The sequence below is a fragment of the Paenibacillus sp. cl130 genome, from assembly GCF_900116035.1.
In the GTDB taxonomy this organism is placed as follows: Bacteria; Bacillota; Bacilli; order Paenibacillales; family Paenibacillaceae; genus Paenibacillus; species Paenibacillus polymyxa_B.
Map to the genome: position 1 here is coordinate 623,219 of NZ_FOYG01000002.1, position 13,763 is coordinate 636,981.

At 46.7% G+C, this 13,763-nt stretch carries 11 protein-coding genes and 1 other RNA gene; 1 reads left to right on the forward strand and 11 read right to left on the reverse strand.

Translation table 11 applies throughout. The annotated features are described in order from the left end of the window. Positions 1-40: 40 nt before the first annotated feature. Entirely contained in the window at positions 41-1,516 is a 1,476-nt protein-coding gene (locus tag BM358_RS09050) for a MocR-like pyridoxine biosynthesis transcription factor PdxR (RefSeq protein ID WP_028540465.1), read from the reverse strand. A 116-nt stretch (positions 1,517-1,632) separates the two neighbouring features. Here BM358_RS09050 and BM358_RS09055 point away from each other — a divergent pair, with 116 nt between their 5' ends. Beyond that, positions 1,633-2,853, forward strand: a complete 1,221-nt coding sequence (locus BM358_RS09055; protein ID WP_028540464.1) for an aminotransferase-like domain-containing protein — start codon at positions 1,633-1,635, stop codon at positions 2,851-2,853. A gap of 409 nt (positions 2,854-3,262) precedes the next feature. Here BM358_RS09055 and rnpB read toward each other — a convergent pair. The 10 genes from rnpB to glyQ form a co-directional block, all read right to left on the reverse strand. Next, positions 3,263-3,661: RNase P RNA component class A (gene rnpB, locus BM358_RS09060), an RNA gene on the reverse strand. Positions 3,662-3,740: 79 nt separating this feature from the next. Beyond that, positions 3,741-4,307: a flavin reductase family protein gene (locus BM358_RS09065; RefSeq protein ID WP_028540463.1), complete on the reverse strand. Its 567-nt coding sequence runs from the start codon at positions 4,305-4,307 to the stop codon at positions 3,741-3,743. Positions 4,308-4,369: 62 nt separating this feature from the next. Continuing rightward, positions 4,370-5,485, reverse strand: a complete 1,116-nt coding sequence (locus BM358_RS09070) for a Nif3-like dinuclear metal center hexameric protein (RefSeq protein WP_028540462.1) — start codon at positions 5,483-5,485, stop codon at positions 4,370-4,372. Beyond that, positions 5,461-6,222, reverse strand: coding sequence for a tRNA (adenine(22)-N(1))-methyltransferase (locus BM358_RS09075; protein WP_023989476.1), 762 nt, complete (start codon positions 6,220-6,222; stop codon positions 5,461-5,463). Before BM358_RS09075 ends, BM358_RS09070 begins: the two co-directional genes overlap by 25 nt. Beyond that, positions 6,219-7,058 carry a hypothetical protein gene (locus BM358_RS09080; protein WP_023989477.1) on the reverse strand — a complete coding sequence of 280 codons (840 nt, stop codon included), beginning with the start codon at positions 7,056-7,058 and terminating at the stop codon, positions 6,219-6,221. The genes BM358_RS09075 and BM358_RS09080 overlap by 4 nt, the downstream gene beginning before the upstream one ends. Positions 7,059-7,145: 87 nt before the next feature. Further along, positions 7,146-8,279, reverse strand: a complete 1,134-nt coding sequence (gene rpoD, locus BM358_RS09085) for an RNA polymerase sigma factor RpoD (protein WP_007431230.1) — start codon at positions 8,277-8,279, stop codon at positions 7,146-7,148. Positions 8,280-8,322: 43 nt separating this feature from the next. After that, positions 8,323-10,197: a DNA primase gene (dnaG, locus tag BM358_RS09090; RefSeq protein WP_025722118.1), complete on the reverse strand. Its 1,875-nt coding sequence runs from the start codon at positions 10,195-10,197 to the stop codon at positions 8,323-8,325. After that, positions 10,190-10,666 carry a YaiI/YqxD family protein gene (locus BM358_RS09095; RefSeq protein WP_013311130.1) on the reverse strand — a complete coding sequence of 159 codons (477 nt, stop codon included), beginning with the start codon at positions 10,664-10,666 and terminating at the stop codon, positions 10,190-10,192. Before BM358_RS09095 ends, dnaG begins: the two co-directional genes overlap by 8 nt. Before the next feature lie 121 nt (positions 10,667-10,787). Beyond that, complete coding sequence (gene glyS / locus BM358_RS09100) at positions 10,788-12,863, reverse strand: glycine--tRNA ligase subunit beta (protein WP_028540461.1); 2,076 nt, start codon at positions 12,861-12,863, stop codon at positions 10,788-10,790. Continuing rightward, positions 12,856-13,743 carry a glycine--tRNA ligase subunit alpha gene (gene glyQ / locus BM358_RS09105; protein ID WP_023989480.1) on the reverse strand — a complete coding sequence of 296 codons (888 nt, stop codon included), beginning with the start codon at positions 13,741-13,743 and terminating at the stop codon, positions 12,856-12,858. The genes glyS and glyQ overlap by 8 nt, the downstream gene beginning before the upstream one ends. Positions 13,744-13,763: the final 20 nt, after the last annotated feature.

A 13,763-nucleotide genomic window follows, 5' to 3' on the forward strand; every position in this document is an offset into this window, starting at 1 on the left:
GTGCTGTGCTTGGATGTTTACCCCCTAATACAAATATCCCTTATAAAATAGGCTTCCGTTCAACAATGACCGAATGATCAGGCAGTTCGCCCAACAAACGGCACAGTTTGTGAAGACCTGTTTTAAGTGTTTCCTTGTCCGCATACGAAAAAGAAATACGGATATGATTACTGTCCATACCACCTGCATAGCATACTGCACCAGGTAAAAAGGAAACTCCTTCTCGGTCAGCCAGCCGCTCCAATTCTGGAATATCAACATTAGGTGGAAGCTTAATCCACACATTTAAGCCGCCTTCGGGAGCATACCAGCTGACCTCTGGCGGAGCATAGCGCTGGAGCGTATGCAACGCGACTGTCAACCGATCCCGCATTTGTTCCCGCAACCAAACAAGATGCTGATCAAGTCGATTCTTGATAAAGGGCAGTAGCGCTTTTTGCGTTAATAGAGGGCTCCCCAAATCCGTAGTAGACTTGGCAGCCACCAAACGATCCATTACACTGCCAGTGGCCGCTACACAAGCTATACGGCAGCCGGGAGCAACGGTTTTGCTAAAGCTTTTGATATATATCACATGTCCGGACTGATCATGCGCCTTGATAGAGAGTGGCGGCTTTGTTTTATAGTATAGGTCGGAAAATGGATCATCCTCAACAATGAGGCAATGATAACTTTGAGCTAGATCCAGTAATTGTGTGCGTCTGGCCATCGTTAAAGTTACTCCGGTAGGATTATGAAAAGTGGGTATCGTGTAGATCAGTTTTGGGGGATGAGTGTCACAGAGACGCGTGAGGATATCGATCCTCATGCCCTGCTCATCCATCGGAATCATAATTACTTTGGCACCACGACTGGTAAACACATCAATGGCCCCCGTATATGTAGGAGCCTCCATGTAGACAACATCACCAGAACCAACAAAGGTCCGTGCCACCAAGTCAATGCCCTGTTGGGCACCACTAGTCACGAGCAGCTGTTCTGCCACTGTGCATATACCGCGTTCGTTCAGGTGATCTGCAAACACTTCCCTCAGCGCTAAATCACCTTCAAAAGTCCCGTATGCTGCCATTGCATCGGGATTTCCAGAGGATAGACGTTGAGTATCAGCGATGATTTCGCGTGTAGGAAGAAGCTCCGGTTGAATTGCTGCTATATGAAAAGAATAAGGAAACTGTCTGCTATGGTTAAAGTTTCTCCATAACTGTGCGCGCGGCAAATAATCGATCAGCGACATTTGCCATGACAAATCCTGCGCTCCCTCACGTTGAACAGCTACCGAAGGCTCCGCTACATAGCAACCTTTTCCCTGTGTACAGGTAACCAAATGAATAGACTCCAGCTCAGCATACGCCTTGCTTACAGTTACGGGACTTACCGCAAGCAGACTGGACAGATGACGGACAGAGGGAAGCTTTGTACCCTGAGGCAGCAATCCAGACTGGATGCGATCTGCTAATGTTTTGGCAATCTGTAAATATAATTTGACACTGCTATTGCGGCTGAGATCAATATGCATCGGAACCGTCCCCTCCAAAAATCAACTGTTACATTTAGACGTTTACTGTTATACTTCATTATCGATATAATACAACAAATTTCATAGTACAGTATAGAACACAGGAGATGATTGGATTGGAACACAAATTTTCGGGTATGGCTCGTACTCAGGGCTCGTCCATGGTAAGGGACATTTTAAAGCTGACACAGGGAACAGATGTATTATCTCTGGCAGGCGGCCTTCCGGCCGATGCCTTTTTCCCCATCGAAGCTGTTGCTAAAGCCTATGAGCGGGTATTTCGTCTCGGCGGTACTACCGCTCTTCAATACGGCCTAACCGAGGGCTACATTCCTCTACGGGAACGTCTTGCAGCAATCATGTCATCCCAAGGCATCTCCGTCACCAGAGATAATATCATCATGACGACGGGCTCACAGCAGACCATTGATCTGGTTTCGCGTGTGTTGCTCGATCCGCAGGATACTGTATTGGTGGAGTCCCCTACTTATTTGGCAGCTCTTCAGGTATTTAATTCCTATGGTGCCAACATTGTAAGTGTAGATACAGACTCTAACGGTATGCGATTAGAAGATCTTGAAGCCAAGATCAAAAAACATCAGCCTAAATTCGTGTATGTCATCCCCACCTTCTCCAACCCGGCAGGAAGTGTTTGGAGTATGGAACGCAGAACAGGCGTTGTTGAACTATGCCGTAAATACGGCACTTTGATTTTTGAAGATGATCCTTACGGACGTCTTAAATTTGACGAAAACCTTAACTTTCCATCCCTTTTCTCAATTGATCAACAGCTAGGTGGAGACGGTCATGTGATGTACACTTCTACATTCTCTAAAACCGTTGCTCCTGGTGTTCGCTCTGGATGGTTGGTAGCCGATCAAGCTATCGTCGTTAAAGTCGCGAATGCCAAACAATCTGCCGATCTGCACTCCAGCAGTATTGATCAACGTGCTTTGAATGAGTTATTGGACTTTTTTGACTTGGACGGACATATTCGTACCGTGTCCGCCGAGTACTACACTCGTATGCTACGTCTCACATCGCTGATGAAAGAACGTCAATGGGAAGGAATCACCTGGAATGATGCACTCGGCGGTATGTTTATGTGGGTTACTCTACCCGAGGGCTTCCGTTCTGATCGGTTGCTGCAACTCGCAATTCAGGAAGGAGTCGCATTTGTCCCCGGACAAGTCTTCTATGCTGACCTAAGTGGCAGCAACCACATGCGGATCAACTTCACGCATACGGATCCTTCCCTGCTGCCTAAAGCGGTTGACCGATTGGATCGAGCACTGAAGATGTACACAGAGGAAAGTGTGGTAAAAAGCGTGCGATGATGGAGTTGGCAGGATATGTACGTGAGGCCGCTTCACCAATCATTTGATTTACGATCGCTGTTACCCCTGATTCGTTTGGAATTTGAATAGTATGGTGGAATCTGGGACAAAGGTGCAGGCCTCGCTTCTACAGATTCAAATGCGTTGCTAAGCTACGTGCCTCATCCTCGAACGGTTTTACGGTAGAGGAAGTAAAAATTAAAATGAAAGCCCCCAGTAATTATGCTGGGGGCTTCATTCTAAGAAGGCACTATGTCTGCGTAATACGGTATGTTAAAAAGGGTGTGCCATGATTCCCGTTGGAATATGACACACCCTTTTTAATTCAATAAATACATTTGGATTAAAAGCTTTCATGCAAACAGGTCATTTACAAAAGTTAAATTTATGCATTTTAAGGTGTTGCAGTGGGGAAAGTTTTCCGTAAGCCGGGTTCTGTGCTATTCGTGGTACAGACGGGAACTACCCTCCCACTACAAGCGACAATCATCTATCTAGGCCGAACATTGCTATCCAGCTCCAGCGACCAACCTAGACACGCCTCGGGCTAAGGCTGCTTCGCGAAGAAGCTGTGTCCCATTAGGTCTTGCTCCAGATGGGGTTTACCAGGAACGAAGTCACCAGCGTTCCTCGGGGTCTCTTACACCTCGGTTCCATCCTTGCCTGTGCCGCAAGCGGCCATCGGCGGTCCATTTCTGTGGCACTATCCTTCAACTCGCGCTGACTGGACGTTATCCAGCATCCTGCCCTATGGAGCCCGGACTTTCCTCTCGCGGCTCACGCCGCCAGCGATTGTCTGTCAAACTTTCCGAACAACATTACATAGTATACAGGGAACGCGCGCATGATACAACCCTGAAAATATTGTAAAACGTATAGATCTCTGTTTACTTGCTCAAATAAAACGGATGCACCTTTCTCTGCAATGAATCATCCGCCACATAATAAGCAGACCTTCCCACGTATAGCGGGATAGAAAGCTTACTAAAATCAGGAACGTCCTCATCTAGGAACAGTTCATCATCTCGGTAGGTCTGCTGTATTTCACCGACGATCCAATCATGATCTCCATAGGTATGAATATCCACGACTTTACACTCATAAGCAAGATAAGCCTCCAGCAATATAGGCACATTGACTGAAATTCCATCCTCATATGCAATGCCAAACTGCTGAAACTTATCTACATCTTTACCACTAAAGGTACCTACAGCCTGAATCCATTCCGATCTGTGTGCAGGCAGAAACTGAATACCAAAGCCTCTGCTTTTCTCGATCAGACCGTGAGAATATGTTTCCTTCCTCAGTGAAATGCCATACATGCCCGGTGATGATCCGATATAGGTATGCCAGCCTGAGGCCATTACATTATTTTCCCCCTCATAGCGGGAAGTAACAACAGCGACCATGCCTGGATAGGCATGAATTGCAGAATCAGCTATCAGCGTCCGCATAGAACCTCTCCCTACGAAAAAAAATAATAGAGCATCTTCATTTTCTCATAGATGTTGAGATTTTACAAAAATTGAAAAGGCTCGGTTTCCACCTGAGATACATGTACTTCCGTTGAGTATCGACCTTCTACCAAGCGTTTACGCATCCACTCTGCAGTTTTAGGCTTCATAATCTTTTCAGCGTTATGTCCAGGGTCAATAATAGCAATCCCCGCCATAAGGGCATCCTGAGCCGTGTGATAGTCAATATCCCCCGTGACTAATACGTCAGCTCCCTTAAAGAGCGACTTGTTCACATAACGGCTACCAGAGCCCCCAAGCACGGCTGCCTTTTTGATCGTACGATCTAAGTCGCCCACCACACGTACATGCTCGACGTTGAGACCGTTTTTTACAACATCGACAAACTCCCGTAACGTGCAGGTTTCCTTGAGCTTGCCGACCCGCCCCAAACCAAAGCTACGGCCTTGCAAATCCATATGGTACAGGTCATAAGCCACCTCTTCATAAGGATGAGCCTTCAGCATCGCTTGAACAACTTTACTGCGTACACCCTGCGGTACAATGGTCTCGATACGAACCTCTTCACTACGTTCCATTTTACCCAGCTCACCCAAAAACGGCTGTGTGCCTTCACCCGGCACAAAAGTTCCGTAGCCGTCAATGTTAAAGCTGCAATGGCTGTAGTTGCCGATATGTCCAGCTCCCGCCCCTAATACGGCATCAAGTACCCGTTGATGATGTGTTTTGGGTACGAAAACAACAAGCTTGAATAATTGCTCGGTGTGAACATCCTCCAGCGTACCTTCACTTTGAATACCCAGAGCTTCCGCCATCCAGTCATTCATGCCGTCCTCAGCCGTATCCAGATTCGTATGACTGATGTAGACAGCAATATCATTCTTGATCAGCTTTTCATACAATCTGCCCGCAGGCTGATCCGTGTTCAATGCTTTAAGTGGGCGGAATATAATCGCATGATGTGCAATAATGAGATCAGCTTTTATGCGGATTGCCTCTTCGACAACCTCATCATTAACATCCAGGGCTACTAATATGTTTTTGATTTCCTTTTGCAGACTACCCAGCTGAAGCCCGATTCTATCGTCCGGAACTGCCAAGTATTTCGGAGCCAGCTGCTCCATGTAGCTAATCACTGTCTGTCCTTTGGCAAACATGCAAGTACCTCCTCTAGCTGTTCAATTTGCTTGCGCAATTGCTCCCGCTTATGCTGTGCGGATTCCTGATCTGATCGTGCCACTTGTGCCAGCACATCCTCAAGCTTGCGAATCTCCAATTTCCATTTATAAAAAAAGATTTCATTCGGTGCTTTGACCAATAGCGGTCCAAGTTGCATTAACAAATCCTGTGTCAGTACCAGCGAACTATCGGGAAGTTTCCATGGTTGATACAGCTCATCCTGTTTCAGTGGGCTTACCGAATCAGGTACGGCCGTCAGAATTTCATATATTTTTCCGTCTTCTTCCATAATATGTTCACTTGTTAGTACCCATTGATGTTCGATGAGCCAACGGCGTAAGATATCCTCGCCTACGTTAGGCTGTAGAACAAGCTGTTTCACTGAAACAAGCTTGTCTTTCCCTTGCTCTAAAATGGAAGCGATCAAGGCACCACCCATGCCGGCTATCGTAATAACATCAACCTCATTGGCCTTAATTACAGCCAAGCCATCTCCCTTTCTAACCGCAATGCGATCAGTAAGACCTGCTTCGGCCACCTGCTTTTGAGCCGCACGTAACGGACCATCGTTGACCTCACCCGCCACGGCTTGCGGTACTCTGCCACTACGCACTGCAGCCACAGGGAGTAGTCCATGATCCGAGCCAATATCCGCAAGTCTGCTCCCGGCAGGAATTTGTTCCATAATATATTGTAATCGTTGAGAAAGTTTCATGACGTCACCCACGTAATCCATTTTTTTCGAGTCCAAAATAAAATTCCTACAACAAATGCCAACTTCAGTATGCTGTAAAATACCACATCACCCGCCGCTTGATGGCGCAGGATAATCATGTCTGCTTCAGCCATGAATGCTAGTGTCATGCCTATAGCGAAATAAATCAAAGCGAGACCCGGAAAGCGGCGATGTACCCACCAGCTTAGCCAGATCAACAATACTGCGTGCAAAATCCAAAATGCCTCAAGCATCACTAAAGTTGCTGTAGGCCAGTGGCGGCCTATAAGGACCGCGTACACTAAAAGCAGCCCAGCAAGACCACAGTAATGAAGTAAGCTGATCCGCAAAGTTAATCCCACAAGACACCATACCACACCGCATAGGCCTACGAGCAAAAGAAACCAAACCCTAGCTTCACCTTGATGGAGCTGAATGATCCACACACCCGAACCCAGCATAATCGCACTGCCTAAAGTGCTCAACATCGCACTCATACTCTTTTCGGAAGACCGCCAAAATGCGGCCACTCCATAGCAAATCGTAGTAACTGCACTTGCCGAGAATATTTGCATTGCCAACGGAAAAGCGGTAAAATAAAAACCGATCAAACAAATGCAGGAAATAATGACAAAACCAAGAAGCCAGGCGATCCCATGCCCGTGTCTAAGATATGTAAGTAGCCCGGTGTTGTTACGGTTCTGGCTCTGCGACGGATCTTCGTCCTCCCGATACAGGTTAGACAAAAAATCGCAATATTGCTCAGGGAGCAGCCGACTTCGCCGCCAATGCTCAATTTCATGCAACAGTATTGCCCGTTTTTTCTCCTGGTCCAAGCTTCTTCCCCTCCACCAAGGCTGCCATGAGATAAAAAAAGACCTCCTGCGCGCTTCAAGCCGCAGAAGGTCCGCAATGTTACGCTTCTATTCGAGGAAATCCTTCAGTCGCTTACTGCGGCTTGGATGGCGCAACTTACGCAGCGCTTTGGCCTCAATCTGACGAATACGTTCACGTGTAACACCGAACACTTTACCCACTTCTTCAAGGGTTCTGGTTCTTCCGTCGTCCAAACCAAAGCGGAGACGCAAAACATTCTCTTCCCGTTCGGTTAACGTATCCAGTACATCCTCGAGCTGTTCCTTCAGAAGTTCATAGGCAGCCGCATCTGCAGGCGCCAATGCTTCTTGATCCTCAATGAAATCCCCCAGATGTGAGTCATCCTCTTCACCAATTGGTGTTTCCAATGAAACAGGTTCTTGGGCAATTTTCATAATTTCCCGTACTTTTTCCACGCTCAGCTCCATCTCGGCAGCCACTTCCTCCGGCGTAGGTTCGCGCCCCAACTCTTGCAACAGTTGACGCGATACGCGAATCAGCTTGTTGATCGTTTCCACCATATGCACCGGAATACGGATTGTTCTCGCCTGATCGGCTATTGCGCGCGTAATGGCCTGACGAATCCACCAGGTTGCATACGTACTGAATTTAAAGCCTTTTTCGTAATCAAATTTTTCTACTGCCTTAATCAAACCCATATTACCTTCCTGAATCAGATCCAGGAAAAGCATTCCGCGACCAACATAACGTTTGGCAATACTTACAACCAGACGCAAGTTCGCTTCTGCCAACCGACGCTTAGCTTCTTCATCGCCGTTATTTATCCGTTTGGCAAGCTCTACCTCATCATCAGCAGAAAGCAACGGTACACGACCGATTTCCTTCAAGTACATCCGGACCGGGTCATTAATTTTAATACCGGGAGGCAGGCTCAGATCGTCATCGAAATTAAAATCATCCCCATCATTGTTTTCCGGGTCGTCATTTTGACGCAATCTGGTAACTTCTTCGTCGTTGTCATTCACAACTTCAATCCCCAAGTCACCCAGTTGCTCATAAAACTCATCCATTTGCTCGGGGTCCTGATCAAACGGCGACAGTTTTTCCATGATATCTTTGTAGTTCAGAGAAGAACTTTTTTTACCCAACTCAATCAGTTGATCTTTGACCTGATCCAGTGTTAGTTCCGTCTCCAGTTCAGTATGCTGATCATTCGCCATCTTTCGACTCCCTCCTCCCTAGAAACATCCGACCTCTGTGTGTTCATTGTCTCTCTAGGGCTATAATCTCACTTGCAATTTGTGCTGCGCGTAAAAAGTCACCCAAGCGCTCAGCGGCTCTCATTTCTTCCCTTTTCAAATCCAGTTGCTCCTGCAATGGAAATTTTCGCACCTGATGAATATAATCATCCAAAATGTGCGGTGCCCATACGCCTGGAGCATCCATCATCATGATCGAACTTACGTTCTTCTCCAGCCGGTCGTCTTGCAAAGATGAAATAAAACGGCTTGTATCTGGTAACTTCCCTTGCGCGTAATAGGCATATAGATAAGCAGCAATTGCTGCATGATCCTCAATATTAAAGGCGTCGCCCAGATGCTTTTCTACATACTCTGCAGCTTCTAAATCCTGCATCATCCAGTGAAGCAGCCTGCGCTCAGCCACATGGTAAGCCGGCAACAGATTAGGTGTGGAGACCTGCCCTTTTTTATGCCTACCATTATTCCACCCATTTTCGTTATTATCCCCAAAGTTCTGTTTTTTTTGCAGGGATTGACGCAGTAAATTGCATTCTTGCTTCAAGGTTTCAAAATCCACCTTGACTTCGGCTGATACTTCGCGCAGATACACTTCCCGCTCAGTCGGGGATGACAGAGGTGCAATGACATTTAATGCTTCGCGGGAATACGCGATTCTTCCTTCTTCCTCTTGCAGTATATGGTTTTTTTTCAGATATATAAGCTTAAATTTCACCGTTGAAACAGCACTTTCGATAATTTGACGCTGGAATCGTTCGCCGCCGTATTGCCGGATAAAATCATCCGGGTCCATACCGTCACTGACCAGCGCTACTTTCACGTGAAGTCCCGCATTTTCCAACAGCGGAAAATTTTTAAGCGCAGCAGCTTGTCCTGCCCGGTCACCATCATAACAAATAATGACCTCATCGCACAGTCCTTTTAACATCGTAGCATGGTGCTCCGTTAGAGCAGTGCCCATGGCGGCCACCCCATTTTGTACGCCAGCTTCCCATGCCGAGATGACATCACCGTAGCCTTCAAAAAGAACACTCTGGCGGAGCTTGCGAATTGAGGTTTTAGCATGATGAAGATTGTACAGCGTTCGGCTCTTGTTGAATAGCTTGGTCTCTGGTGAATTCAAATACTTTGGCTGTCCCTCACCAAGTATACGGCCTGCAAAAGCAATAACTTTTCCGTTGCGATTCCAAATGGGAAACATGATACGATCTCTGAACCGATCCACATATCCATCACCCTCATGCCGGGGAGAAATAAGCCCTCCCTTTTCCATCTCCACGGGATCAAAAGAACGCTTCTCCAGAAACTGAACGATCGTATCCCATCGGTTGGGTGCATAGCCAATTTGAAATTGATCAATGATCTTGTCACTGAATCCCCGTGAACGCAAGTATTCCATCGCTGGTTTGCCGTGCTCCGTATTTTTAAGCAAAAAATGGTACATCTTAGAAGTTAACTCATACGCTTGCAACAGCCTGTCCAACTCAGGATGCTGATGCGATGAATCACGTCCCTGCCATTCGCCGAGCGGGATATGACTTTCTTCTGCCATTGTCCTGACAGCTTCGGGAAAGGATAGTCCTTCGATTTCCATCATAAATTTGATGGCATTGCCTCCCGCGCCGCAGCCGTAGCAGTAAAAAATCTGACGATCCGGTGTCACGGTGAATGAAGGGGTTTTTTCGGAATGAAAAGGACAGAGGCCTTTCATATACTTCCCCTGCTTGGTCAAATGCACGTACTTGCTTACCGTATCTACAATATCATGATGTTGTAAAACCGACTCAATGATATCATCCGGTATGTTACCTTGTCCGGCACTCATATTAACCACCTTCATCTCTTTAGCACGTAAATATAATTCGATACCGTTACTCATTCTCCTGCAAGCGAAGTAAAAGTTTTGTCAGTTTATGTTGAAAAACTTCACGATCCTCTAATGTAAACGGTTTAGGACCTTTTCCATAACGTCCTTTTTTCCGTTCTTTGGCAGAAGTATGACGTCGGTCAAGCATGAAATCTATCGAATCGTTTCGATACATAGCTCCGCGAAAAGACATCACTTCACAACCTTTTGCCAAGGCAAGTGCAGCAAGACCATAATCATTGGTGGTTACAATATCGCCGCGGCGGATATGATTGGCAATATAGAGATCGGCACTTTGGTCGCTTCGGTCTACTTTAACGATGCTTACGCCTTTGCTGCCCTGAATGAGATGATCATATGAAGATACCATAATAACCTCAATATGAAAACGGGAAGCTATCTCCGCAATTTCACTTTTAACAGGACAAGCGTCCCCGTCAACAACGATCCGCACATCCAGTAAAGTTCCGGTTCCCTCCATGAGCATCCCCCATCTCCATCCGCATTCGAGTAAAATACGGAACGGCTGCAAGATTACTCTTACACCGTTCCGTATATTTATACCCATTTTTTCAAGTTGTTCATACTACCACAACTGACGTTTAAACTACAAGCTTGGAAAAATCGGCAAAACGCTTCAGTTCTGAGTCAATAGCAGCCAGCAATGCCAAACGATTATTACGAACAGCATCATCCTCAGCCATAACCATAACGGAATCAAAGAATGCCGTCACCGCAGGGGTAATGGATGAAGCAAGCGCTAACGCCCGTGTCGCATCACCTTCCTGTAAAGCTACGCTATAAGATTCATAAGCGCTATACCATGCTTCGTAAAGCGTTTTTTCGCCTTGCTCCGTAAACTCACCCGTATTAACTGACTTATGAACTGCTTTAGCAGCCAGATTACCTACACGATTAAAGGACTCAACTGTTGCTTTGAATACCTCACCTGTTTGAACGGCAGTCATTAACGCAGTTCCGCGGTTAACAACGGAAGCGACGTCGTCATATCCAGCTGCAAGCACTGCATCCACAACGTCATAACGAAGTGTCTCAGACAATAGTTTCTTCACGCGTAATCCGAAAAACTCATGTAATTCTTTACGTATTTCATCCGCGGAACGTTTCATATTTCCAAGGTTGCCGTGCACATCGAGCGCGATATTGAACACATCAGACAACGTAGCCGAAAGCTTGCGATCCAACAATATCTGCACAATACCTGCTGCCTGGCGACGAAGCGCGTAAGGGTCCTGTGAACCTGTTGGAATAATACCGATAGAGAAGCAGCCTGTAATGGTATCTATCTTGTCTGCGATACTTACAATCGCTCCAGCATTCGTTGAAGGAACCGTTTCTCCTGCATAACGAGGCTGGTAATGCTCAAACACCGCTCTTGCCACTTCTTCCTTCTCTCCAGCCTTACGAGCATAATCCTCACCCATTACACCTTGCAGTTCTGGAAACTCATATACCATTTGTGTTACCAGGTCAAATTTACAAATATCCGCTGCTCGACTAACCGACTCCTGTGTATCTGGAGAAACGCGAAGCTTCTCTGCCAGAGCATCAGCAATACGGCGAATCCGGCGCACTTTGTCTCCAACCGTTCCCAGCTCTTCGTGGAAAACGATACTTTCCAGTTTGGAGAGTGCATCCTTAATTTCCAGCTTCTGATCTTCTTCATAAAAGAATTTGGCATCAGACAGCCGCGCACGCAATACTTTTTCATTCCCTTTAGCAATGACTTCCAGCGATTGACTTCCTCCGTTACGTACCGTAACAAAGTATGGCAATAGCTCTCCTGTGTGATCCAGCACTGGGAAATAGCGTTGATGTTCGCGCATGGAAGTAATGAGTACATCCTTCGGAATGTTCAGGAACGCAGGATCAAAACCTCCGAACAGTACTGTTGGGGTTTCCACCAAATACAGCACTTCTTCCAGCAAATCATCCTTGACCGCAATCGTCCAATCTTTTTCGGCAGCCAGCGCTTCAATCTGCTTTACAATAAGCGATTGACGTTCCTCAATGTCCACAATGACATGCTGCTTGCGAAGCACTTCAACATAGTCAGCTGGACTTTCTACTACGGCATCCTGTCCCAGGAAACGATGCCCTCTTGTCACATTTCCTGACTGCACGCCGGCAATCTCCAAATTAACAATATCGCTACCAAACAAGGCAATCAACCAGCGGATCGGACGAACAAATTTAAAGTCATAACTTGCCCAGCGCATGAATTTAGGGAATGTCATGGCATGTAAAATGTGCAATAAACCTTCGGATAGCACATCCGCTGTTGGTACACCTATGCTGCTCTTAGTTGCGTAAATATATTCCACGCCTCCAAGCTCCTTGAACGTGAACTGTTCAGGATCAACACCTTGGCTGCGAGCAAAGCCTAGTGCAGCCTTGCTCCAGTTACCAGCCTCGTCGAGTGCGATTTTGCGGGAAGGACCTTTAACTTCTTCGTTAATATCTTCTTGCTTCTCCGCTACTTCCTTGACAAGTACCGCCAAACGGCGAGGTGTAGCATAAACCTCTACAGCACCATAAGCAATACGCGAACTGTCAAGCCACGCCGTCATACGCTGCTTCAACTGCTGAATTGCATTCGGGATAAAACGTGCAGGGACTTCTTCCAACCCGATCTCAAACAATAAATCCTTAGACATTTGCCGCACCTCCTTTCTTCAACAGCGGGAAGCCCAGCTTCTCGCGCTCCTCCAGATAGGTCGCAGCCACCTGACGCGCCAAATTACGCACTCGTATAATAAACCCAGTCCGTTCCGTCACACTGATCGCTCCGCGAGCGTCCAGCAAGTTGAACGCATGAGAACATTTCAGCACATAATCATAGGCTGGAAATACAAGATGCTGCGCCATCGCTTTATTTGCCTCTTCTTCGTACATATTAAAAAGAGTAAAGAGCATTTTGACGTCAGATACTTCGAACGTATACTTGGAATGCTCAAATTCAGGCTGGTGGAAGACATCACCGTACGTAATTCCATTGACCCACTCCAAATCGAACACATTCTCCTTGTCCTGGATGTAGGAAGCAAGACGCTCCATACCGTACGTGATTTCTACGGCAACCGGACTGGCATCAATACCGCCCACTTGCTGGAAATAGGTGAATTGGGTAATTTCCATACCGTCCAGCCATACTTCCCAACCTAAGCCCCACGCTCCCAGCGTTGGTGCTTCCCAGTTGTCTTCAACGAAACGAATATCATGTTCCAAAGGGTTAATGCCCAAACGGCTCAAACTCTCCAAATACAATTCCTGAATGTTATCTGGTGAAGGCTTCAAAACTACTTGAAACTGATGATGCTGATACAGGCGATTCGGGTTCTCACCATAACGTCCGTCTGACGGACGACGAGAAGGCTCAACATAAGCTACGTTCCACGGCTCAGGTCCGATCGAACGTAAATACGTCATCGGGTTCATCGTGCCTGCCCCTTTTTCCGTGTCATACGGCTGTACAATAATACAGTTGTGTTCAGCCCAAAATTGTTGCAGCGTTAAAATCATCTGCTGAAAATTCATTGGTCCACGCTCCCTTTCCA

What these genes read in the sequence shown, in the direction of transcription:
- glyS (WP_028540461.1), bottom strand. Translation starts at nt 12,863, where the DNA reads ATGTCTAAGGATTTATTGTTTGAGATCGGGTTGGAAGAAGTCCCTGCA.
- BM358_RS09075 (WP_023989476.1), bottom strand. Translation starts at nt 6,222, where the DNA reads ATGAAACTTTCTCAACGATTACAATATATTATGGAACAAATTCCTGCC.
- BM358_RS09070 (WP_028540462.1), bottom strand. Translation starts at nt 5,485, where the DNA reads ATGTTTGCCAAAGGACAGACAGTGATTAGCTACATGGAGCAGCTGGCT.
- BM358_RS09065 (WP_028540463.1), bottom strand. Translation starts at nt 4,307, where the DNA reads ATGCGGACGCTGATAGCTGATTCTGCAATTCATGCCTATCCAGGCATG.
- dnaG (WP_025722118.1), bottom strand. Translation starts at nt 10,197, where the DNA reads ATGAGTAACGGTATCGAATTATATTTACGTGCTAAAGAGATGAAGGTG.
- BM358_RS09050 (WP_028540465.1), bottom strand. Translation starts at nt 1,516, where the DNA reads ATGCATATTGATCTCAGCCGCAATAGCAGTGTCAAATTATATTTACAG.
- rpoD (WP_007431230.1), bottom strand. Translation starts at nt 8,279, where the DNA reads ATGGCGAATGATCAGCATACTGAACTGGAGACGGAACTAACACTGGAT.
- glyQ (WP_023989480.1), bottom strand. Translation starts at nt 13,743, where the DNA reads ATGAATTTTCAGCAGATGATTTTAACGCTGCAACAATTTTGGGCTGAA.
- BM358_RS09095 (WP_013311130.1), bottom strand. Translation starts at nt 10,666, where the DNA reads ATGGAGGGAACCGGAACTTTACTGGATGTGCGGATCGTTGTTGACGGG.